17 protein-coding genes are annotated in these 21,656 nt (G+C 64.1%); 7 read left to right on the top strand and 10 right to left on the bottom strand.

The window, feature by feature from the left end; all coding sequences use genetic code 11:
* The first annotated feature begins 16 nt into the window (after positions 1-16).
* Genes ASG25_RS19960 through ASG25_RS19950 form a run of 3 tightly spaced genes read left to right on the top strand, consistent with a single transcriptional unit; the run spans position 17 to position 5,452 of the window.
* Entirely contained in the window at positions 17-2,449 is a 2,433-nt protein-coding gene (locus tag ASG25_RS19960; protein WP_062478432.1) for a cellulose biosynthesis cyclic di-GMP-binding regulatory protein BcsB, read from the top strand.
* On the top strand, positions 2,442-3,566 hold the full coding sequence (locus tag ASG25_RS19955) for a glycosyl hydrolase family 8 (RefSeq protein ID WP_162242210.1): 1,125 nt from the start codon (positions 2,442-2,444) through the stop codon (positions 3,564-3,566). Before ASG25_RS19960 ends, ASG25_RS19955 begins: the two co-directional genes overlap by 8 nt.
* A complete protein-coding gene (locus tag ASG25_RS19950) occupies positions 3,545-5,452 on the top strand; it encodes a hypothetical protein (RefSeq protein ID WP_062478426.1) in 1,908 nt (635 codons plus the stop codon). The genes ASG25_RS19955 and ASG25_RS19950 overlap by 22 nt, the downstream gene beginning before the upstream one ends.
* A 537-nt stretch (positions 5,453-5,989) precedes the next feature.
* On the opposite strand, the gene ASG25_RS19945 is transcribed toward ASG25_RS19950, so the two are convergent.
* The 4 genes from ASG25_RS19945 to ASG25_RS19930 all read right to left on the bottom strand — a co-directional run bounded on the left by ASG25_RS19945 (position 5,990) and on the right by ASG25_RS19930 (position 10,946).
* Positions 5,990-6,964, bottom strand: coding sequence for an ABC transporter permease (locus ASG25_RS19945; RefSeq protein WP_062478423.1), 975 nt, complete (start codon positions 6,962-6,964; stop codon positions 5,990-5,992).
* Positions 6,965-7,079: 115 nt separating this feature from the next.
* Entirely contained in the window at positions 7,080-8,633 is a 1,554-nt protein-coding gene (locus ASG25_RS19940; protein WP_062478420.1) for a sugar ABC transporter ATP-binding protein, read from the bottom strand.
* A 119-nt stretch (positions 8,634-8,752) separates the two neighbouring features.
* Positions 8,753-9,757, bottom strand: coding sequence for an ABC transporter substrate-binding protein (locus ASG25_RS19935; protein ID WP_062478873.1), 1,005 nt, complete (start codon positions 9,755-9,757; stop codon positions 8,753-8,755).
* A gap of 169 nt (positions 9,758-9,926) precedes the next feature.
* A complete protein-coding gene (locus ASG25_RS19930) occupies positions 9,927-10,946 on the bottom strand; it encodes an aldo/keto reductase (RefSeq protein ID WP_062478871.1) in 1,020 nt (339 codons plus the stop codon).
* A gap of 240 nt (positions 10,947-11,186) precedes the next feature.
* Here ASG25_RS19930 and ASG25_RS19925 point away from each other — a divergent pair, with 240 nt between their 5' ends.
* Together ASG25_RS19925 and ASG25_RS19920 are read left to right on the top strand one after the other, a co-directional pair.
* The gene (locus tag ASG25_RS19925; RefSeq protein WP_062478417.1) at positions 11,187-12,077 is read left to right on the top strand and encodes a GntR family transcriptional regulator; all 891 of its coding nucleotides are present in this window, start codon (positions 11,187-11,189) and stop codon (positions 12,075-12,077) included.
* A 34-nt stretch (positions 12,078-12,111) separates the two neighbouring features.
* Complete coding sequence (locus ASG25_RS19920; protein ID WP_062478868.1) at positions 12,112-13,266, top strand: fumarylacetoacetate hydrolase family protein; 1,155 nt, start codon at positions 12,112-12,114, stop codon at positions 13,264-13,266.
* Positions 13,267-13,292: 26 nt separating this feature from the next.
* Here the strand turns inward: ASG25_RS19920 and ASG25_RS19915 are convergent, their stop codons facing one another.
* From ASG25_RS19915 to ASG25_RS19895, 5 genes are read right to left on the bottom strand one after another with little or no spacing between them, the layout of a single operon-like run.
* Positions 13,293-13,808, bottom strand: coding sequence for a GAF domain-containing protein (locus ASG25_RS19915; RefSeq protein WP_062478414.1), 516 nt, complete (start codon positions 13,806-13,808; stop codon positions 13,293-13,295).
* A gap of 58 nt (positions 13,809-13,866) precedes the next feature.
* Positions 13,867-14,679 (bottom strand): ABC transporter ATP-binding protein, encoded by an 813-nt coding sequence (locus ASG25_RS19910; RefSeq protein ID WP_062478411.1) that lies wholly within the window; start codon positions 14,677-14,679, stop codon positions 13,867-13,869.
* Positions 14,676-15,716 carry an iron chelate uptake ABC transporter family permease subunit gene (locus ASG25_RS19905; protein WP_062478408.1) on the bottom strand — a complete coding sequence of 347 codons (1,041 nt, stop codon included), beginning with the start codon at positions 15,714-15,716 and terminating at the stop codon, positions 14,676-14,678. Before ASG25_RS19905 ends, ASG25_RS19910 begins: the two co-directional genes overlap by 4 nt.
* Positions 15,713-16,759 (bottom strand): iron ABC transporter permease, encoded by a 1,047-nt coding sequence (locus tag ASG25_RS19900; RefSeq protein WP_062478397.1) that lies wholly within the window; start codon positions 16,757-16,759, stop codon positions 15,713-15,715. Before ASG25_RS19900 ends, ASG25_RS19905 begins: the two co-directional genes overlap by 4 nt.
* Entirely contained in the window at positions 16,756-17,715 is a 960-nt protein-coding gene (locus ASG25_RS19895) for an iron-siderophore ABC transporter substrate-binding protein (protein WP_244479462.1), read from the bottom strand. Before ASG25_RS19895 ends, ASG25_RS19900 begins: the two co-directional genes overlap by 4 nt.
* Before the next feature lie 293 nt (positions 17,716-18,008).
* Here ASG25_RS19895 and ASG25_RS19890 point away from each other — a divergent pair, with 293 nt between their 5' ends.
* Positions 18,009-20,144 carry a TonB-dependent siderophore receptor gene (locus ASG25_RS19890; protein ID WP_062478386.1) on the top strand — a complete coding sequence of 712 codons (2,136 nt, stop codon included), beginning with the start codon at positions 18,009-18,011 and terminating at the stop codon, positions 20,142-20,144.
* A 25-nt stretch (positions 20,145-20,169) separates the two neighbouring features.
* On the opposite strand, the gene ASG25_RS19885 is transcribed toward ASG25_RS19890, so the two are convergent.
* The gene (locus ASG25_RS19885) at positions 20,170-21,087 is read right to left on the bottom strand and encodes an AraC family transcriptional regulator (protein ID WP_082480399.1); all 918 of its coding nucleotides are present in this window, start codon (positions 21,085-21,087) and stop codon (positions 20,170-20,172) included.
* Positions 21,088-21,336: 249 nt separating this feature from the next.
* Between ASG25_RS19885 and ASG25_RS19880 the strand changes: the two genes are divergently transcribed.
* On the top strand, positions 21,337-21,537 hold the full coding sequence (locus ASG25_RS19880; RefSeq protein ID WP_062478383.1) for a hypothetical protein: 201 nt from the start codon (positions 21,337-21,339) through the stop codon (positions 21,535-21,537).
* Positions 21,538-21,656 lie beyond the last annotated feature (119 nt).

The raw sequence follows: 21,656 nt of genomic DNA, 5'->3' as shown, positions 1-21,656 counted from the left end.
GCCAGAGGATATCACCATGATCAAGTCGTCCACCTTTGCCCTCGCGCTTCTGCCGTCCCTTCTCCTGGCCGGTCTCTCGAGCACTGCGCTCGCCCAGTCGCTGACGCCCTCGCCGGCAGCAGCACTGGTTCCAGCGCTGGCACCCCCGCCGGCACAGCCGGCAGCTCCAAGCCCGTTCCGCTTCAACACCGCATCGGCGCAAACCGCGCCGACGCAGCTCTCCGACGTCGGCGGCACACTGCGCAAGATTGCGGCCAGCTCCTATGATCTCTTCTTCGACGGTGAATTTGCGAGCCGCCGGCTCTCCTTCTTCGCCCGTCCCGACGAGGCGTCGAGCGCATCGCAACTGGTGCTCACGCTGCAGACCGCCATTTCGGCCGCACCGGAGCGGTCGAACCTCGCCATCCAGATCAACGGTCACGAAATCGGCTCCACCAACCTCGTCGCCGGCGATCCCCGCCGCGTCACGTTCGACATCCCGGCCGGCGTCATCCAGCCGGGCTACAATGCGGTTGCCCTTTCCGCCAGCCATCGCCACCGGGTCGACTGCAGCGTCGAGGCGACCTACGAACTCTGGACCAAGATCGACCCGGCCCAGAGCGGCTTCGTCTTCCCGTCGGCCGAGGCCGGCAACCTCACGATGATCGACCTGATGCCGCTCGCCGGAACCCGGGAAGGCCGCACCAACCTGCGCGTCATTCTGCCCAAGGGCGCACAGATGCCGGATTACGACCGCGCCCTCAACGTCGTGCAGGCGCTGACCATCGCCGGCAATCTGAACCATCCCCAGGTCGAGTTCGGCTCGACCCCGGGCACGGGCGCCGGTATCGACATCTATGTCGGCGCCGTGAAGGACGTCGCGGCCCTGCTCGGCAACGACACCCCGGCACTCTCCTCCGGCGAGACGGCCATCGTCGCCGCCGGTGCGACGCCGGATCGCAAGCGCCTCATCATTGCCGGTCTCGATGCCGCCGATCTCGATGCCAAGACCCAGCTGTTCGTGCAGCAGGCGACCCGTGATCGCCCGGTCGGCACGCCGGAAGGACTGGCCGCTCTGACGAACATGAAAGGCCGCCTCCTCGTTCCCGGACAGAAGGTGACCCTGGCGGATCTCGGCTACACGGCAAAGCCCTTCGACGGCCGGTTCGTCCAGTCGAAGGTCAACTTCACCATGCCGTCGGATTTCTACCCTGGCGCCTATTCGAGCATGAGCTTCCACCTCAATGCGCTCTATGTCGGCGGGCTGTCTCCGGATGCCGTCCTGACGGTCAAGGCGAATGACAAGGTCGTGGCGAACATCCCGCTCAGCTCTCCGCTGGGTGGCGCGATCCGCGACCAGCGCCTGCCGATTCCCTTCACCGCGTTGCGCCCCGGCCAGAACACGCTCGAGGTCGAAGCACGGCTGCCCTCCAAGCTCGATGCGGCTTGCGAGTCCGTCGACAAGGCAACCTCGACGGTCCGCCTTTCGATCGACGGCAATTCGTACCTGGATATCCCGAATTATGCGCGGGTCGGCCGCTATCCCGACATTGCCGCCCTCACCTCGGGTCTCCCGGCCCCGCTCGAAGGCGACAAGGGGGCCGCGACCACGCTTCTGGTCCCGAACTACAACGCACAGAGCATGGACGCCGCGGCAACCTTCGTCGCCAAGATGGCCTATTCTTCGGGCCAGGTGAAGCCGATGCAGTACACCTCGCTGCTGCCGACCCTGGACACGGCCAACCTCATCGCGTTCGGCGGCTACGATACATTGCCGTCCGAACTGGTCAGCCGCATGAACCTCGACTTCGTCAATATCCGCAACATGGCGGGTTCGGCCGCGTCGCCCTACGAGTTTGCCGCTCTCGAGAACTTCGGTCCCCAGAGCGACGTCCAGCGCCAGATGACGACAAGCGTCGTCGGCACGGCGGTGGATCTCTCGCAGACGGCCAGCAACTTCCTCGCCGCCCCCATCGAGCAGTCGGCCGTCTTGCTGAAGGCGATCCGGCAGAAGACGGTCTCCGAGCTCTCCAAGCTCAACATCGCCCCTCTTCGCGCGATCCTCGGCGACGAGATCAAGCCGGAAGCCTTTTCTCCAACGGCGGAAGCCACCCTCGTCATCGCTCAGAACTCCGGCAGAAACGGCGGACTCTGGACAGTGGTTGCCTCCAAGAGCGCCAACGGCATCGTCGCCGGTACGGATGTACTGACGGATCTCAACGTGTGGAACACGCTCGGTGGCTCGGTGCAGGCCTTCTCCGAGACCGGCATCAAGCTCGATCAGCAGCTGGCGACCAACCAGACGCTTTATCGGACGCAGCCGCTGAGCCTGTCCAACATACGCCTGGTGACGGCAAGCTGGCTGGCCAACAATGCGGCCGTCTATATCTTCGCCCTGCTTACGGCCGCCATCCTGCTTGGGATCGGCACCTACCTGGTTCTCGCGACCGGACGCCGCAATCATGGCTAAGCCGCTCGCCCTGGTCACATGGAGCCTTACGGCAGCCATGACCGTCCTGCTCTCCGCCGTGCTGCCGACAAGCGGCCTGGCGGCGAACAAGACCAGCCGCGTGAAGAACGCGGAGACCTTCCTGCCGGTGGACTACATTGCCGGCGCCTGGTGGCTGTACAAGTCCATCTTCGTGGAAAATGGTCGCGTCGTCGACCGGTCGAATGGCAACGTGTCGCACAGCGAAGGTCAGGGATACGGCATGCTGATCGCGGTCGCATCGGACGATCGCGAGACCTTCGACGCCCTCTGGACCTGGACGCAGGAACACCTCCAGGTTCGCGAGGACGCTCTTTCGGCCTGGCGGTGGAGCCCCGATACGGCAACACCGGTCGCCGATACGAACAATGCCTCGGACGGCGACCTGCTGATCGCCTGGGCCCTGTCGCGAGCCGCGACGCGGTGGAAGGAGCCGGCCTACACCGCTGAAGCCCGCCGGATCCTCAAGGACCTGACGGCGAAGGCAACGGTCAGGGATGCGACCTACGGAACGTTGCTTCTTCCCGCGGCACAGGGATTTGGCGGCAGCGCCGAGCATCCCGGCATCGTCGTGAACCTGTCGTACTGGATCTTCCCGGCCATCGAGGAACTGGGGCTGATCGATCCGTCCTTCCCGGCCGCCGACCTGATCGCAAGCGGCAAGTCGCTCCTCGAGAAAGGCCGTTTCGGCAGCAGCAACCTGCCGGCCGACTGGCTTTCGCTGAAAGGCGCGCATCCGCAACCAGCACCTGCCTTCGCGGCCACCTTCGGCTATGAGGCGGTGCGGGTGCCGCTCTACACCGCCTGGTCCGGCGCTGCACCGCTGTCGCTTCTGACGGGTGTGCAGAAGCGCTGGAACGAGACCGGTGCCAACGTCATGCATGTCATGGATCTGGCAACCGCCGCCCCGATGACGGCGATGTCCGACCCCGGTTATCGCGCCGTCAGCGCGCTTCTTTCCTGCGGTCTTGGAAGGGCGGGACAGGACTCGACCCTGCCCCCCTTCGAGCCCACCGACTATTACCCATCCACGCTCCATCTCCTGAGCATCATCGCCATCTCCGAGAGGTATGCATCATGTCTGCCAAGTCAAAACTGAAGTTCTCGCTGCTTGCCGCAACCGCCGTGCTCCTCATCAATCCGGGACTGGTCCTAAAGTCGCTCGGGAATGACGATTCGGACCTGCGCGCTCAGGAGATGTCGTGGGCCCTGCCGCTTCCCCAAGGTTCGGCCCAGGGTGTAACCCCGGGTTCGGCAACGAAGCTGGACGCCCTCGATCCGCTGCTGTCGCCTGCAGGCGCCGCCTCCTCTCCGGCCGTGTCCGGCGTTAACAGCGCCTTTGCCGCTCCGGCCGCAGGCACCGCCCCGGCTGCAGACCGCGTCGCCGTCAATCCGCAGGCAGCACCGGGCGACAACCCGTTCCTGCGCAACGCTGCATCGGCGCCCGCCAGCCAGGGACGCCCGGCCGCAGCACAGCCCTCCGCCATCGTGGTTCCGGCCGCCCTGTCTGCCGCCCCTGCCGACGCCGGACGTCCTGGCGTCTCCCCGACCACTGTTCCGGCATCCGCGTCTGCGGTCGTCAATCCCTTCGCTCCCACGGCCGCTCCGGCACCTGCAGCCGGCACGACACCGCCGGCCACCGCCGGGTCCGTGGACATCTCGGCGCTTCGCTACTACGCCTCGACGCGCGACCTGAAGCGCGTCGGTGCCGAACTGCGCCGCCTCAAGGATCTCTACCCCGACTGGCAACCCCCGAAGGACCTGTTTACGCCCGCCTCGCAGTTCGACGAGCAGCCGCTCTGGAACATCTATGCGACCGGCAACTACGCCGCCGTTCGCGCCGGGATCGCACGCGCACAGAGCGTCAATCCAAAATGGCAGCCGTCCGATGACCTCCTGACCAAGCTGCAGCTCGGCGAAGCGCGCAGCCTGATCGACGGCGCCATGGCCCAGAGCCGCTGGAAGGATGTGATCTCCACGGCCCAGGCCATGCCGTCGCTGATGGTCTGTGGTGAAATGCAGGTTCAGTGGAACGTTGCTGAAGCTTTCGCCCGCCTGCGCAGCTATGCTGACGCATTCGACGTCTACCGCTATATCCTGACGACCTGTGACGATCCGGCCATGCGCCTGTCGACCGTTCAAAAGGCCTCGCTCCTCATTCCGCCGGTTGGCTTCACGTCGCTCCTCGCCCTTGGCCGGACGACGCAGGACGGCCATCCCGAGTTCGAGAATCTCGGCTTCGACGGCATCCGCCGTCAGATCGGCTCGTTCATCGAGCACGGCGATTTCTCTGAAATGCCGTCCAACGAGGAGATCACCCGCTTCGTCGATTTCATCCAGCGCAATGCGTCTGTCGAGGATGCCAACCTCGTCGGCTGGTACTTCTACTCGCAGAAGGACTGGGCGAATGCGAATGGCTGGTTCCTGCAGGCCAGCCGGTTCAAGCGTGATCCGAAGAGCATCGAGGGCCTGATCCTGACGCTGCGGCAGATGGACAAGACGGACGATGCCTTGAAGCTCGCCCGCCACTACATGAAGATGTCGCCGGACATTGCTCGCCAGTACATCGAGATCGTCGCCAGCGATCTCACGGCAAACAAGCCGACGATCGCCATGGACGACACCGAGAACGCCCTGTTCCAGGAAACCGTCACGGCGCAGAAATCCGCGCTCGGTGCACAGGCGATCGGCTGGAAGTACCTTGCAAGCAACGACAAGGCCACCGCGAAGACCTGGTTTGCCAACTCGGTGGAATGGAAGCCGACCGAAGGCGGCGTGGTCGGTCTCGCCGTTCTCGCAGCCCGCTCGAAGAATGGTCCGGCACTAAAGGCCCTCAAGGTCAACTACGGCAAGACCTTCACGGCCCTCCAGGACTTCAAGGTCTACACCCCCCGCTACGTCGCGAAGAAGCCGACAAAGGCGCGCCTCAAGGCCGCATCGAACAAGCCGAAGACCCTGATGGACTACCTGCGGTCCGACTCCTGAGACCAAACGCCCGGTACGCCCGGCCTCTCGAAACAGAAAAACCCCGTCGCCCCGCGGCGGGGTTTTTCTTTAGGTGCAGACCTTTCAAACGAACGCTTACGGTCCGGCGACGACATTGCGCACGGTCCTGCGGAAACGTCGGTCGTCCGCTGGCAAAGGTTATCTGGGTAGATGCTGAACGCCCGACACTGCGCGTTTCGTCGATCTGAGATCTCGTCGTTCCGCGAAGCGGTGACGGCGGCTGCCGCAGATGACGTCGTTGCGGAAGGGGTCGCCGTCAGAGGAACAAGCGGATCGGCATTGACGGCACGCATCTGGAGCGAACGCTCCCGGCATGGGCTGACGTCAGCTCAAACGACGACGCCGCGACAGACGGATGGATCGTCTGTCGCGGCGTCTTCGTTTGAACAGGTTAGGCTACGGCAAAGTAAGGACTTGGCAGCCTGCGTCTTCGCCTTACGCGCCAGCTTTGCAAGGAAAGCAACGCGGCCGGCACACCGGGGAGCCGAAGCTCGCCGGTGTGGACAGACAGGCGACTTAGCGGGAGCCTCGGCGGCGGAGCTGGTCGAAATAGACGATGACGATGATCAGCGCGCCGGTGATGATCCGCTGCCAGAAGGAATTGAGGTTCAGCAGGTTTGCACCATTGTTGATCGTCGCCAGGATGAAGGCGCCGAGGAGCGGCCCGTGGACGGAGCCAACCGCCCCGAAAAGGCTTGTGCCGCCGATGACGGACGATGCGATTGCCTGGAGTTCCCAGCCTTCCGCCTGCGTAGCGTTGCCGATGCCGATACGCGAGGCAAGCAGGATGCCGACGAAGGCAGCGCAGGTCGAGGACAGGATATAGGCAAGATAGATGGTGCGCTCGACATTGACGCCCGAAAGACGCGCGGCCTCGCGATTGGACCCGACGGCGAAGAGATAGCGGCCCCATCGGCTGAGATGCAGGAAGATGTACGCCGGTATCGCAACCACCACGACCATCCAGAACAGGCTAGGTACGCCGAGAAAATCCGCGCGGGAGAAGTTGGCGAAGCTCTCATCGGTGATCGAAATGGTCGAGCCGTTGGTGATGAGCAGGCCGATGCCGCGCAGCGATGTCAGGGTCGCGAGCGTGATGATGAAGGCGGGGAGGCCCATGCGCACGATGCCGAAGGCGTGGAACGCCCCGATCAGCACGCCGATGAGCAGCGTGATGCCGATCGCCGGCCAGAGCGGAATGCCGTGCGAGAGCAGCCAGGCGATCGTCACGCTCGAAAATCCGACCACGGCGCCGACCGAGAGGTCGATGCCGGCGGTGATGATGACGAAGGTCTGCCCGACAGCGAGGATCGCCGTCATCGCACCCTGCCGAAGCAGGTTGCTGATGTTGTTGGAGGTCCAGAAGCTGTTGGTCGAAAGGCCCAGCAGAAGCCAGAGGAACAGGAGGAGCCCGAGAAGCGTAAGCCCGAACAGAATGTTCATGCCCTTCTTCGGCACCGGTGCCGCCTCGGTCGTGGTCTCTACGCTCATGATTGTCCTCCACCCATCGTCATGTCCGGTCTTTTCGGTATCGGGAGACGTTGGCTGAACCCCGTTCGCCAATCGTCCCGGTCTCTGTTTCTTCTATCCCGCGTCGGGCGCGCAGCTAGACGCCGATCGCCTGCGTCAGCACGTCTTCGTGCGAGGCCGTGCGATAGCCGTGGCTCGCCACGAGCCGCCTCTGGCGGAACACGTGCAGCGTATCGGCCAGTTCGTAGACTTCCGGCAGGTAGGACGAAATCAGGATGATGCCCGCGCCCTGCTCCAGAAGCTTGGAAAACAGCCGGTAGATCTCCGCCTTCGTGCCGACGTCGACGCCGACGGTCGGCTCGTCGAAGATGAAAAGCTTGGCCCCGTGGCTCAGCCATTTCCCGATCACGATTTTCTGCTGGTTTCCGCCCGACATGGCGGATGCCAGCACGCGCCGGGTCGGCGTCTTGATCTTCAGGTCGCTGATCTGGCGGTCGGCATTTGCGATCTCCCGCTTGCGGTTGATCGTCAGACCGTTCGACAGCCGGTCGAACACCGGCAGATTGATGTTGAGGCCGATGGGCAGGTTGAGGCAGAGGCCCTGGTCGCGACGGCTCTCCGGCGCCAGAGCGATGCCGAGATCCATGGCGACGCGTTCGTTGCGGATATCGACCTTCTGGCCCTCGAACAGGATTTCGCCGGATGTGACCTTCTCGCGCCCGTAGAGCCCCAATGCGAACTCGCTGCGACCCGCGCCGATCAGGCCGTAGAGACCGACGATCTCGCCCGCGCGCACGGTGAGCGAGATATCGTCGAAGCCCGGACCGGACAGGCCCCGCGTTTCGATGATCGGCTTGCCGATCGGGTGGGTCTCCTTGTGGTAGACCTGCTCGATCGACCGGTTGATCATCATGGAAATCAGCTCGGCGTCGTTGGTTTCGCCGATCAGCCGCGTTCCAACATGGGTGCCGTCGCGCAGCACCGAAACGCGGTCTGCCAGTTCGAACACCTCTTCCATGCGATGGCTGATGTAGACGATGGTGACGCCCTGCGCCTGCAGGCGACGGATCAGCCGGAAGAGCTGTGCCGATTCCTGCCGCGTCAGATAGGCCGTCGGCTCGTCGAAGATGAGGAACTGTGTCCCGCGCATGGCCGCGCGGGCGGTGGCGACCAGCTGCTGCTGGCCAATCGTCAGGTCGGAGAGCAGCGCGTCAGCCGGAAGGTTGAAGCCGAGATCGTTCAGCACGGCCTGGGCGGCTTCCGTCATGGCGCGTTTGCGCATGAGGCCACGCCGGTCCATCTCGTCGCCGAGAAACATGTTGGCCGCAACGGTCAGATGCGGGCAGAGAACCACTTCCTGGTGAACGGCATTGATGCCGCGGGAAATGGCTTCGGTCGGATCCGCCAGCGGCACCGATTGGCCGCACCAGACGATCTCGCCGGAGGTGCGACGGATGACGCCTGTCAGAAGCTTGATGAGCGTGGATTTGCCCGCGCCGTTTTCGCCGACGATCGCGTGAATTTCGCCCGAGAGGAACGTGATGGAGGCCGGCCGCAGCGCCTCGACGGTCCCGTAGCGTTTCTGCAGGCCGCGCAGTTCGAGAATCGGCGCACCCTTGGCCGCCGGTCCGCCGGAATGGGCTTTCACCTCCGCGTCATGCCGGTGGCTCACATCGTTCAATCCGGTCATTCGGCACTCCTTCCGAGGTCGCGCACGGTCGCGGCAGGCCGCCCGAAAGAGGCGCGCCGCGACCGAGAAAATCGACGGACGGCGGGGCTCCGCATCTGCAGCACCCCGCCGCGACGGTTTTAGTTGATCTTCGGATTGAGAAGAGCGTCGATCTTCGGATCGGACATGTTGGCCTTGGTGACGAGGTTGGCGCCGGTGTCGACGTTCGCCTCGACCTTCTCCTTCTTGGAGACGGCAAGCGCGGTCTTGATGCCGTCATAGCCCATGCGGTAGGGATCCTGCACCACGAGACCGGCCAGAACGCCTTCCTTCAAGAAGCCGACCGTCTTCTCATCGCTGTCGAAACCGATGACCTTGACCTTCTCGCCCAGCTTGTTTTCGGCAATCGCCTGCCCGACGCCCTGCGCCATGATCAGGTTGGACGCGAAGACGCCGACGAGGTTCGGGTTGGCGGTGATGAGGTCGGTCATGATGTTGAGGCCCGTCGAGGCCTGACCATCGGCATACTTGTCGGCCACGACCTTGAGGCCCGGATACTTGCTCTTGATCTGGTCGAGGAAGCCTTCCTTGCGCTGCTCGAGCGAGCCTGCGCCGGGCGTGTTGGTGATGATGGCGATCTCGCCTTCTTCCTTGCCGGTCGCCGCCTTGATGGCTGCCGCGAGGCCGTCGGCCGCGATGCGTCCACCCTGGACGTTGTCCGTGGTCAGGAACGAGCTGAAGGCCTTGGAGTCGGCGCCGGAGTCGATGCCGATGATCGGAACGGACTTGGCAGCTTCATCGACCGGCTTGCCGAGCGCCTTGAACTCCGTGGGCGAGATCACGATCGCAGCCGGGCTGCCGGCGACGGCGTTCTCCAGGATGCTGATCTGGCCGTTCACGTCGGTTTCAGCCTGTGCGCCGAGTTCCGGGACGTTGACGCCGAGATCCTTTCCGGCTGCGCGCGCGCCGGCAAGAACGATCTGCCAGTAGAACGACGTCGTGTCCTTGACGATGATCGGAATGGTGACGTTCTGGGCAAAGGCACCCATGGGCATCATGGCGGCGATGACGGCAGCGCCGGCAACGCTTGCAAGCGAACGACGCGCAAAGGCGCGACGCGACAGAATGTGGTTCAGCAGTGTCATGGTGTTGTTCTCCTCCAACAGCGTCTTGTTTCGTTTTCCTCCAACCGTACCGAAGACGCGGCGATACGGTCTTTATCTATAAAAAACATTTTATGATCGGACGCTAGCGCAAGAGCTACCAACTTGCAACTGGCTTTCCCGTCGTCGCACACCCTTCTTTGCAGGACGTTCAGACCCGCACGGCATCCGTGCCGAGTGGGGGCGCGACGAGCGTATGCGCGTCATAGGGTGCGAAGTCCTGCGGCTGAAGCCGATGGGATTCCAGCGCCATGTTGCGTGTCAGGCTCGAAGGCTTGGCAGTGCCGAGAAGAACGGACGCGACCAGCGGGTTCTGCAGCGGATACTGCATCGCGGGCGCGGCGAGAGGCACGCCTTGCGAGGCCGCAATCTTCTCCATGGCGTCGACCTTGGCGAGTACGTCCGGCGCGGCTGGCCCGTAATCGAAATGCGCGCCCTCGACGGCACCCGTGGCGAGAATGCCGGAGTTGAACACGCCGCCGACGACGAGCGAGGTCTTCTTCGCGGCGCACAGCGGCAGGAGTTCGTCGACGGCCGTGCGGTCGAGCAGCGTGTAGCGGCCGGCCAGCAGGATGCAGTCGAGATCGGCTTCGCGCATCACGTCGAGACAGACGGGAACCTCGTTGACCCCCAGACCGTAGGCGGAAATCGCCCCGCTCGATTTCAGTTCGGCGAGCGCCTTCAGGCCGCCGTCGAACAACTGCCTGAGATAGACGGCATTGCGTTCGGCACCGTGCGTGTAGACGCCGATGTCGTGCACGAACAGGATATCAAGCCGATTGAGCCCCGTCCGGGCATAGCTGAATTCGACCGATCGCATGATACCGTCATAGGAATAGTCGTAGTCCGTCTGGAACGGCAGGGGGTCGACAAAGCCGAAGTCGGGGACCTGGTCGTCGGCGACCGGACGCAGGAGACGCCCGACCTTCGTGGACACCACATAGTCCCCCGATGGCTTGTCGCGCAGGAAATCGCCGACACGCCGCTCGGCGAGACCAAAGCCGTACCACGGGGCCGTATCGAAAAACCGCATGCCCGAATCCCAGGCCGCCTGCAGCGTTTCCATCGCCGTGTCGCGCGGGCAGGTTCGGTACATGCCGCCAAGCGGCGCGGTGCCGAAGCTGTATTCGGTGACGGACAGGTCCGTGGTGCCGATCTTGCGTGTTTTCATTGCAAAAAATTCCGTCTGCATCGTCTGGTGAGAAATGGCGCACCGAATTGCTCGTTGTTATTTTATCTACAATAGACAGTTTTCCGTCAACTTGTATTATGCAGCCCGGAGGACGCGTCCATGCCCCTGTGAAACCATGTCGATCGAGACGACAGGACAGGACGCACAACATGCAAAAGAAGAAGGGTGCGGGGCGAGCCGGGCAGGATGAATGTCTGTCCGGTCGCATCGGGAACAGGGATGGCGAAACAGAATACGGTCTTCAAGGACGCCTTCAACCGGTGTCTGACCCTCGTTGCTGAGAAGGGAGAGCTTCCGTCCGAGCTCGAGCTGGGAACGACGCTCGGCGTCAGCCGCACGACGGTGCGCGCCATTCTCGAGCGGTTGAAAGCGCTGGAGATCATTGCCTGGGACAAGCGTTCCAAGGCGATGCTGCGGACGCCGCAGCCGGACGATTTCTTTCCCGTCGAGGAGACGAGCTCGCTCTCGGATATCATCGAACGGAGTTTCATGCGCCGGATCCTTGCCGGCGGCGCGGAACCCGGCATGCAGATCAACGAACTGGAACTGGCGCGCGATATCGGCACGGGGACGACCAGCGTCCGCGAGTTCCTCATCCGCTTCAGCCGATTCGGCCTGATCGAAAAGCGGCCGAACAGCCATTGGGTTCTGAAAGGCTTCACCCGCGAATTCGCACTGGAGCTGACGGAGATTCGCGAGATGTTCGAGCTTCGCTCCGCCGCCGGCTTTGCCGCGCTTCCGGAAGATCACCCGGCGTGGCGGGATCTCGACGACATGGACGCGCTGCACCGGGACATGCTGGCAAACATCGACACGCGCTATCGCGATTTCTCCGAGCTGGACGAACGCTTTCACCTTCTGGTGCACCGCTCCTCGAGCAATCGCTTCATCATCGACTTCTACGACATCATCACCATCGTCTTCCACTATCACTACCAGTGGAACAAGGCGAACGACCGCGAGCGCAATGCGCGCGCCGTGGAAGAACACCTGGATTACATCGCAGCCCTGAAAACCCGCGACCTTGCCAAGGTCGACCGGGCCTGCCGACGGCATCTGCGCTCGGCCCGCGAAACGCTTCTGCAATCGATCCAGCAGCCTGAAGCCTGAAACACAAGACGCCATGACAGACAAGGACGCGACCATGCCAGCAGCCCTCTCCCTCCCCCGCTCGGGCACCTTCATCGGCCGGGTCTGGCGACCGGGCATCGGCCCTGCGGTCGTCACGGTGCGCGATGGCGCGCTCTACGACATCACCTGCCGCGAGGTGCCGACCGTCACGGACCTGCTGGAGAGCGACGACCCGGCAGAGCGTGTCCACGGGTTGGACGGCGAGCCTCTCGGCAGTCTGGACGAGATTGCCGCCTCGTCCCGCGATCACGACCGGGACACGGCGCGCCTCCATCTTCTGGCACCCTGCGACCTGCAGGTCATCAAGGCCTGCGGCGTCACCTTTGCACGCTCGATGATCGAACGTGTCATCGAAGAAAAGGCGGCCGGCAATCCGTCGCTCGCCGCCAAGGTGCGCGACCGCGTGACGGCCATCATCGGCGACAGCCTGCGCGATCTCAAAGCCGGATCGCCCGCAGCGGTCGCCGTAAAGGCGGCCCTGGTCGAGGAAGGCATCTGGTCGCAATATCTGGAAGTCGGCATCGGCCCCGACGCCGAAGTCTTCACGAAGGCACCGGTTCTCTCCTCCGTCGGCTGGGGCGCATCCGTCGGGCTACATCCCATTTCCAAATGGAACAACCCCGAGCCCGAGATCGTGCTGGCTGTCGACAGCCAGGGCCGCGTCAAGGGCGCGACACTCGGCAACGACGTCAACCTGCGAGACGTCGAGGGCCGCTCGGCCTTGTTGCTCGGCAAGGCGAAGGACAACAATGCGTCCTCGGCGCTGGGTCCGTTCATCCGGTTGTTCGACGCGACCTATGGCATCGATGACATCCGGACGGCCGACCTCGACCTTGCCATCCGGGGAACCGACGGTTTTGCGATGTCCGGCAAAAGCACCATGCGCGAGATCAGCCGCGACCCGCTCGACCTCGTCGCCCAGACCATCGGACGCCACCATCAGTATCCCGACGGCCTGATGCTGTTTATGGGAACGCTGTTTGCACCCGTCGAGGACCGCGACATGCCCGGAGAAGGATTTACGCACAAGATCGACGATGTCGTGACGATTTCCAATCCGGACCTCGGGACGCTCACCAACACCGTCACCTTATCCACCACGTCCCCCGAATGGACATTCGGGCTTTCGGCCTTCATGCGCAATCTCGCCGTCCGCGGACTGCTCTGAGGCCGTGAAGGACGACGAGCGCGTGCTCAGACGACGGCGACGTTGTCGCTCTCGGTGCGGCCGGCTGCGGCGAGCAGCATGCAGACGGCGCCCGGCAGCTTCAGCGCCTCCGCGGCTGCGACGCGTTCGGGCGTGTAATATCCGGCCTCGTGCAGGCAGTTGATCGTGCCGACCACGGTTCCTCCGATCACGATCGGCACGTTGATGACCGATTGGCATCCGAGCTGGTCGATCAGCTCGTAATCGCCGAACACGGCCGCGATCTCCTCGATCGTGTTGGCCACGAAGGTCTTCTGCTGCGTCAGCGTGATGTCCGACCAGTGGGTCTCGTTGTAGGGCTTCGTTCCGGAAACCGGATACTGCTCGGGCATGTTGGAATAGACACGCTCGGCGACCCGTGTCGTCGTGTCGCTCGTCATGATGGTGAAAAGCTTCACGCCGACGCGTGCCTGCGTCAGCGCCTCCAATGCTGCATAGGCCGCCATGGGCTGCCCGTCGCCCGCAAGTGCGGCGACGAATGCCGTGTCGTCACTGGTCGTCATGCGCCGTCTCCTTCGGGGTGCGATGTCGACGCGGCCTAGCATCCGTCGCGACTGGAGATCAAGCCGCCTCGTGTCCGGCCATCCTGTGACGCCCGATCGGCAACATCATGGGGCAGTGGGACAGGGGATCGGCGATGACGCGGCTTTCCAGCCCGAAGACCGTGCGGACCATGTCCTCCGTCAGCACCTCGCCGGGTGGCCCGAAGGCATGAATCTGCCCGCCGGTCATGGCGACGAGAACGTCCGCATAGCGCGCCGCAAGGTTCAGATCGTGCAGCACCATGACGATCGTGGTGCCGCGCGCGCGGTTGAGGTCGGTCAGAAGATCGAGCACCTCGATCTGGTGGTGGATGTCGAGAAAGGTCGTCGGTTCGTCGAGGAGCAGGATGTCCGTCTCCTGGGCCAGCGCCATGGCAATCCACACGCGCTGGCGCTGGCCGCCGGAAAGCTCATCGACCGGTCGTTCGGCAAGATCAAAGGTCTTGGTCGCGGCAAGTGCGCTGTCGATGGCTTCGTCATCTTTGCGCGTCCAGCGCGAGAAGAGGCTCTTGTGCGGATGACGACCGCGGCTGACGAGATCGGCAACCGTGATGCCTTCCGGCGCGATCGGCGCCTGTGGCAGCAGGCCGAGCGTCCGAGCAAGCTGGCGCGCCGGCGTGCGGTGGATCGAGGCTCCGTCGAGGAGGACGTGCCCCTTTGTCGGGACGAGCAGCCGTGACAGGGTGCGCAGGAACGTCGACTTGCCGCAGGCATTGGCGCCGACGATGATCGTGATCCGGCCCGTGGGTATGGCGAGGTCGAGCCCGTGCAGGATCGTCTTGCCGTCATATCCGGCGGAAAGCCCGGTCGCAACGAGTGTGTGGTCGGTCACAGGGAACCTCCGGTCCGGTTGACCCGGACGATCAGGAGCAGAAGGTAAGGCGCGCCAAGAGCACCGGTGATGACGCCGACAGGGTAGCGGCTGGGAAGCAGCACCTGCCCCGCATAGTCTCCGGCGAGAACGAGGATGGCCCCCACAAGCGCCGCCGGCAGGAGCAGCGACCCGCTCGCGCGGACAATGCGTGCGGCGATCGGACCTGACAGAAACGCCACGAAGGCGATCGGCCCGGTGATGGCGGTTGCCGCGGCGATCATGCCGACGGCCGAAACGATGACCGTCATACGGGTTCGGTTCACCTGGACGCCGAGCGCGGACGCCGTCTCGTCGCCGAGCCGCAACGCCTCGAGATCGCGGACACGACTGAGAAGCAGGCTGCCGAAGAGCCCGATCGCGAGCAGCAACGGCAGCGCCTGCTGCAGTTGCGCGCCGTTGACGCTGCCCGTCAACCAGCGCATCGCCTCCTGCAGGCTCCAGGAAGGCGCGGTGGAGAGAAGGTAAGCGATGACGCTCTGCAACATGGTGGAAACACCAATCCCGACGAGGATGAGCCGAGTCCCGCCGACGCCGTTCCGGAACGACAATCCATAGACCGCGAGTGCGACGCAGAGCCCGGCGCCGACCGCCAGCAACGACACGATCGGGCCGGACATCTGGAGAACGACGATCGCGAAGACCGCGGCGGCGCCGGCGCCCGAGGTGATGCCGATGATGTCGGGACTGGCCAGCGGATTGCGCAGCATGGTCTGGAATGCTGCCCCGCCGAGGCCGAAGCAGACGCCGGCGAGCGTTGCGAGGACGGCGCGCGGCAGGCGCAGCTGGCCGACAACGAAAGACGCTCCGGGAACGGGTTCGCCCGCGAGAACGCGCAGGACGTCTCTCGGCGCGACAACGCTTTGCCCGACGGACAGGGTGAGACCGAAAAGGAAGACGGCCAGCGCCAGGAAACCGCAGATGACCGTCCAGCGCCGGCGCGTCCGGCGCGTCCGATGGCGCACGAGGCGTTCGAGGGTCGGCGACATCGCGCTCACAGATCCCGCACGCGCTGGCGGCGTACGATCCAGATGAAGAACGGCGCGCCGACGAGGGCCGTAATGATGCCGACGTCGATTTCGCCCGGCCGGGCGATGATGCGCCCGAGAATATCGGCCGCAAGGAGAAGGCAGGCGCCGCCAAGGGCCGAAAACGGCAGGAGCCAGCGGTGATCGACGCCGATCAGCAGGCGGCAGAGATGCGGCACCATGAGGCCGACAAAGCCGATGGGGCCGCAGACGGCGGTGGTTGCACCGCAGAGCAGGATCGCGCCGAAGGCCGCGACGGCACGCGCTGCCGCCACGTGTTCGCCGAGGCCGGCCGCGACATCGTCGCCCAGCGCCAGCGAATTCAACTTGCGCGCCGAGAGCAGGCTGATGGCAAAGCCGATGACGAGAAACGGCAGCACGGGAAGGACACGATCACCCGTCGCGCCGCCCACGCCGCCGATCTGCCAGGCCTGGATCCCGCCGGCAATGTCGCCCCGCGGAAGAACGACGGCAATGACCAGCGAGGAGAAGGCGACGGAGGTGGCCGCCCCGGCCAGCGCCAGCTTGAGGGGCGTCGCCCCGCCCCGTCCCAGGGAGCCGATCGTGTAGACGAACAGCGCTGCCCCGGCGGCACCGGTGATCGCGGTCCAGATCGTGGCCTGCGCCGATGCCATTCCGAACCAGGCGACACCGATAACGACGGCAAGGGACGCCCCCATGTTGACCCCGAGAATGCCCGGGTCCGCGAGCGGATTGCGCGTGACGCCCTGCATGATCGCGCCAGCGAGGGACAGTGCGGCACCCGCCAACAGGGCAAGCCCGGTTCGCGGAAGGCGAAGGGCGACGGCAGACTGTCCGATCGTCTCCTGCGCGCCGCCGAGGGCCGCTGCGATATCCGCCCAGGCAACGGCGCGCGTCCCTGTCGTCACAGACAGGACCGCGAGCACGGCAAGCGCGGCGGCAAGGAGGGCGAGCCATAGCCCGCGCGACCGTGCGGAAGACACGGCACGACCAGCCACCTTGGCAGTTGCCTGGAGTGAATCGGCCGTCATTCCTGTGACTTTGCCGCCTTGCCCAGGCGCGCCACATAATCCTTGAGGACCCAGCGGATCGACAAGGGGGTGGGATTGGCGGCGTTGCCGACCGGATCATTCCCGAGCATGACCACCGCTCCGTTCGCGACCGCCGGCATATGGCGTGTCAGCGGATTGGACTTCAGCGTGTCGAACAGGGCATCATCGCCATAGGTCACGAGGATATCGACATCGTCGAACGCATCGATCTGCTCGGCGCTAATCGAACCCGAGTATTTTCCCGGCTGGGATGCCTGACGGACGCTCTTCGGCGCGGCAAGGCCGAGATCGCCGAAGAATTTCACGCGTGTGTCGTTTGTCGTGTAGAAATGGATGATGCTCAGATCCGACGCGCTCAGGTGCGTGATGAACATGACCGACTTGCCCTTCAGTTCCGGATGCCCGACAAGCGTGCTGGCGATATCGCTGTCGATATCGTTGATGAGTGCTTCGCCTTCCCGCGCCATCCCGAGCCCAGCACTGTTGAGGCGGATCGTCTCGCGCCAATCGGTGGACCAAGGCGCCTGCGGATAGGCGATCACCGGGGCGATCTGGCTCAGCGTGTCGTAATCCGCCTGACTGATACCGGAATAGGCCGCGAGGATGACATCCGGGCGCGTGGCTGCGACGGCCTCGAAGTCGATGCCGTCGCCTTCGTCGAAGAGGACGGGCGGCGAACCACCCAACGCGTCGAGGCGTGCCTTGACCCAAGGAAGAATGCCGTCCTTGTCGTCGTCGCCAAAGTTCGCGCGCGCCATTCCCACGGGCACGATGCCGAGCGCGAGCGGAACCTCATGGTTCGCCCAGGCGACCGTCGCCACGCGCTGCGGCTTGGTCTCGATCACGGTGGTTCCGAATGCATGGTGCAGGGTGACCGGAAAGACGGGCGTGTCCGCGACCTCTGCACGCGCCGGCGACAGCAGCCAGACGGTCATGGCGAAAAGCATGGCGAAGCGCAAAAATCTCATCCCGATCCCTTTGATAGACAAAAGTTGACTTTTCTTCTCAGCTTCAACGGCGGGCGTCAACGTCAAAGCGGCACGCATGCACGGACGCCGAAGAGTTAACCGCGGGATTCGACAAAAACGGAGGAATCCACAATACTCGATAAATTCGCTCCAGTTATACGGACGGCAGGAATGCGACGCGGCCGAATCTGCCGCAACAGCATTCTGAACTGCCCCGCCCCGCGCGGCGGCCCGGCCTCACGACACTCTGGATACGGCACATGGACATCGAAAGAACAGGCAAAACCCGGCGGTCGACCTTCATCCGCACGCGCAGCACCATCCTGCTCGGCTGCACCGCCTGGGTTGCTCTGTCGCCGGCAGGCGCGTTCGCTCAGGACGCATCGGGCAATGCGACCGTGCTCGAGACCATCGTTGTCCGCGGTGGCGGGTCGAGCGGCACCGTGCTGAACACGGAGGGTGATGCGACGTCGATCGTTGCGACGGAAACCACGGCGACCGGCAAGCTACCGACGGATATCCTGACGGCACCGGCAGCAGTTTCCGTGATCACGTCCAAGGAAATCGAGGCGCGCGCCGCCGACAGCGTCGAGCAGGTGGTCCAGTATACCGCCGGCGTCGTGACCGACTTCTACGGATCCGACGACCGCTACGACTATTTCGACATACGCGGCTTTACGCCCTACACCTATCGCGACGGGCTGGCGATCGGCCGGACCTTCGCCGGCACGCGGGAGGAACCCTACGCCTTCGAGCGGATCGAAGTCCTGAAGGGCGCGAGTTCGTCCGGCTTCGGCGCGGCAGAACCCGGCGGATCGGTCAACTACGTCACGAAGACACCGAAGCACGAGCGTTTCGGCGAGATCTACGGCACCGCCGGATCGTTTGCCCACAAGGAGGTCGGTTTCGACCTCGGCGACAACTTGACCGAGGACGACACCCTGTCCTTTCGCCTGACCGGAAAGCTCCAGCGCGCCGATGCAGAATACGACTATTCGCGAGACGACGAAAACTTCATCATGGGCGGCCTGACCTGGCGGCCCGACGCAGCGACGAACCTGACCGTTGTTTTCGACCACCTCGACAAGGATGGCGTTCCCGGCAGCGGCGGCCACCCGCTCGGCACGCATTTCGATCGCAACACGTTCTTCGGCGAACCGGACTACTATTTCCGCGACACGAATCGCAACAGCTACAGCGTGATGTTCGACCATGATTTCGGCAACGGCTTCAGCTTCGGTTCCAACGCCCGCTACAGCAATCTCAATGACGGGTTCGGCAGCGCCTATATCGGGGGCACCCCGACCGACGGCACGACGACGGCCAGCCGCTACTTCTTCGGCAGCGACAAGTCCTCCGAACAATTCATCATCGATGCCAATCTCGTCTATGAAGCCGGCACCGACACCGTCGAGAGCCGGACACTGTTGGGTACGGAATACAACAATTTCGCTTCCGACACCGACACCTTCTACACGGCGGCGCCATCGATCGACTGGGAAAACCCGATCTACAGCGGCGGTCCCGGCAGCCTTTCGCCCTTCTCGAGCGTCGACAACGACCAGAAGACGGCCGCGGTCTACCTCCAGCAGGATCTGACCTTCTTCGACAAGCTGACGGTCAGCGTTGGCCTGCGAAACGACTGGCTCGACCTCAGCGAGACGGACCGCCTTGCCGGCACGACGACGTCAGCAGATCACAGCGAGTTCACCAAGCGCATCGGTGCAAGCTACAAGATCACCGAAGAACTGGCGCCCTACATCAGCTATGCGGAATCTGCGGCTCCGCCGGCCTCGGGCGCGGATCCGACGACGGGCAAGCAGTACGAAGTCGGCATCAAGTATCGCCCGGAAGCCTTCCCCGCCCTGATTACAGCATCCGTCTACGATCTGACGAAAGGCAACATCACCGTTTACGATCAGGTCACCTACCTGCCGCAAACGGTCGAGAAAGTCCGCCATCGTGGTTTTGAGCTGGAAGCCAAGGCGGAAGTCACCGACCACCTCGATGTCATTGCGGCTTACAGCTACATCGATTCCGACATCGAAGAACCGGGCGGCGCCAATGACGGCAACCGGCTGATGCGCGTGCCCAGGCATCTCGCCTCGATCTGGGGCACCTACACGCTCGCCGGACAAGGCGCACGCGGCGATATGACCTTCGGCGTCGGAGCCCGCTATCTCGACTCCTACTTCACCGACATCGGCAATACCAAGACGTCCGAGCGCGCCGTCGTGTTTGATCTGGCTTACAGTTACAAGATCCAGGAAAACACGACCCTTCAGTTGAACGTCAACAATGTGTTCGATGAAAAACACATCGCGAGCACCGACTCCGGCGCCGTCTATTACAATCCGGGTCGCAAACTCATGGCGACGCTTCGGCAGAGCTGGTGAAGGACGCGCGGACGTCTGCCTGCGCTCAGGCGCCGGCGGACGTTTCCGATGCTCGGATGTGGTGCAGACGCCGCCACGCGGCCGGTGTCTCGCCGTCGATCTGCCGAAAGACCTTCGTCAGGTGCGCCTGATCGGAAAACCCCAGTTGGGCTGCGATGCTGGCCACCGGAAGGTCGCTCGTCACGAGCAGTTGCTTTGCCTGTCCGATCCGCTTGCCAAGCTGCCACTGAAGCGGCGTCTGGCCCGTGGTCTTCTTGAAGACGCTGGAAAACCAGCTTTCCGACAGGCCGACGATCGCGGCCATCTCGGCGACCGACATGCGATGGCCACCGGCTTGGTCCGCGTGGGCCATCAGCTTGTTCATCTGCGCCTGGGTCAGGCGGGCGCCGGCCTTCGGTGGTCGTTCGGCCGGGATGTCGAGGAGCCCTGCGACGATGCAGCCGACAAGGCTCTCGGCATAGACGGCGTGCTTGGTCGGCGATCGGATCTCGTTTGCCAGAAGGCGCGCCAGCGTCTCGATGCCGGAGATGTCGTTCAGCTCGGCCGGGCGGCGCAGCGCGGCCTGTGCCGACGCGCGCCCGATCGACGGTGCGAGATAGCGAAGGATCGCATCCTTGTGGAGATGAAGATTGAGGTGGCTGAAGCGATGCGCGGTCCGGCTGGTCGTCCACATGGGCATGCCGGCGGGAACGTAGACGGCACGCGGCATGGCGCGGGCGTTGCGCGTGAAGTCGTCGCTGCGGTTGGAGATCCGCACATTCTGCGAGACGTCGTTGAAAAACAGCATGATGCGCGGATCGTCCGCAAGGTAGTAGCCGCTTGCCCCGGCGCGGCTTTCAGCTTCCCACAGCACCGTCACCATTCCGTCGAGCTGACGCCACTGCACGGGAGCGGAGACGGTGATGCCGTCCGTCCGCCACGACATCCGATGCCAGAAGCGCATGATGGGGTGTCCGTTCGCTGAGGGCCTTAACATGACGCTCGTTCTCATATTTTGCCATGGTAAGCAAGGGCGCAAGCTCCGGTCCGTCCGCGCCTTGAAAGCAGCGGTCCGCGCCATCGAGAGACCCGATGTCGGACACGGCGCGCGCATTCGACGCAAAATCCGACCGCGCGGAGCGCTTCTTTCGCTAAAGGCTTGGACAATCACGCGTTCGCGGCTAGGTTAAGCATGCTAACCAAGGAGGCAACTTTGAACCGCAACACCATTATTGCAGCCGTCGTCGCTGTTATCGTCGTCATCGTTCTCTGGAGCGTCATGCGCAGCCCAGAGCCGGCTCCCGCACCGCCTGCCACGCCGCCGGCCGCTTCGACGCCTGCTCCGGCACCGACCACGACGCCCCCGGCCACCACGACGCCGGCTCCGGCTACGACCACGCCGCCGGCAAACTGATCCCGAAAGCGGCCGCCTCACCCGCAGGCGGCCGCGATTTCCTGCTACGCCGGACACGACCGAGGCCCAAGACTCTCGGCGGTTCGGCGTTCGGCTTTTTGCCGATGCGTGCACCTGTC

The sequence above is a fragment of the Rhizobium sp. Leaf384 genome (assembly GCF_001424065.1).
In the GTDB taxonomy this organism is placed as follows: Bacteria; Pseudomonadota; Alphaproteobacteria; order Rhizobiales; family Rhizobiaceae; genus Ferranicluibacter.
The sequence above is the reverse complement of the archived record's forward strand: the minus strand, read 5'-3'. Positions and strand labels throughout refer to the sequence as shown.

What these genes read in the sequence shown, in the direction of transcription:
- ASG25_RS19935 (WP_062478873.1), bottom strand. Translation starts at nt 9,757, where the DNA reads ATGACACTGCTGAACCACATTCTGTCGCGTCGCGCCTTTGCGCGTCGT.
- ASG25_RS19940 (WP_062478420.1), bottom strand. Translation starts at nt 8,633, where the DNA reads ATGACCGGATTGAACGATGTGAGCCACCGGCATGACGCGGAGGTGAAA.
- ASG25_RS19895 (WP_244479462.1), bottom strand. Translation starts at nt 17,715, where the DNA reads ATGACCGTCTGGCTGCTGTCGCCGGCGCGTGCAGAGGTCGCGGACACG.
- ASG25_RS19950 (WP_062478426.1), top strand. Translation starts at nt 3,545, where the DNA reads ATGTCTGCCAAGTCAAAACTGAAGTTCTCGCTGCTTGCCGCAACCGCC.
- ASG25_RS19890 (WP_062478386.1), top strand. Translation starts at nt 18,009, where the DNA reads ATGGACATCGAAAGAACAGGCAAAACCCGGCGGTCGACCTTCATCCGC.
- ASG25_RS19955 (WP_162242210.1), top strand. Translation starts at nt 2,442, where the DNA reads ATGGCTAAGCCGCTCGCCCTGGTCACATGGAGCCTTACGGCAGCCATG.
- ASG25_RS19925 (WP_062478417.1), top strand. Translation starts at nt 11,187, where the DNA reads ATGGCGAAACAGAATACGGTCTTCAAGGACGCCTTCAACCGGTGTCTG.
- ASG25_RS19945 (WP_062478423.1), bottom strand. Translation starts at nt 6,964, where the DNA reads ATGAGCGTAGAGACCACGACCGAGGCGGCACCGGTGCCGAAGAAGGGC.
- ASG25_RS19920 (WP_062478868.1), top strand. Translation starts at nt 12,112, where the DNA reads ATGCCAGCAGCCCTCTCCCTCCCCCGCTCGGGCACCTTCATCGGCCGG.
- ASG25_RS19960 (WP_062478432.1), top strand. Translation starts at nt 17, where the DNA reads ATGATCAAGTCGTCCACCTTTGCCCTCGCGCTTCTGCCGTCCCTTCTC.
- ASG25_RS19885 (WP_082480399.1), bottom strand. Translation starts at nt 21,087, where the DNA reads ATGCGCTTCTGGCATCGGATGTCGTGGCGGACGGACGGCATCACCGTC.
- ASG25_RS19930 (WP_062478871.1), bottom strand. Translation starts at nt 10,946, where the DNA reads ATGAAAACACGCAAGATCGGCACCACGGACCTGTCCGTCACCGAATAC.
- ASG25_RS19915 (WP_062478414.1), bottom strand. Translation starts at nt 13,808, where the DNA reads ATGACGACCAGTGACGACACGGCATTCGTCGCCGCACTTGCGGGCGAC.
- ASG25_RS19900 (WP_062478397.1), bottom strand. Translation starts at nt 16,759, where the DNA reads ATGACGGCCGATTCACTCCAGGCAACTGCCAAGGTGGCTGGTCGTGCC.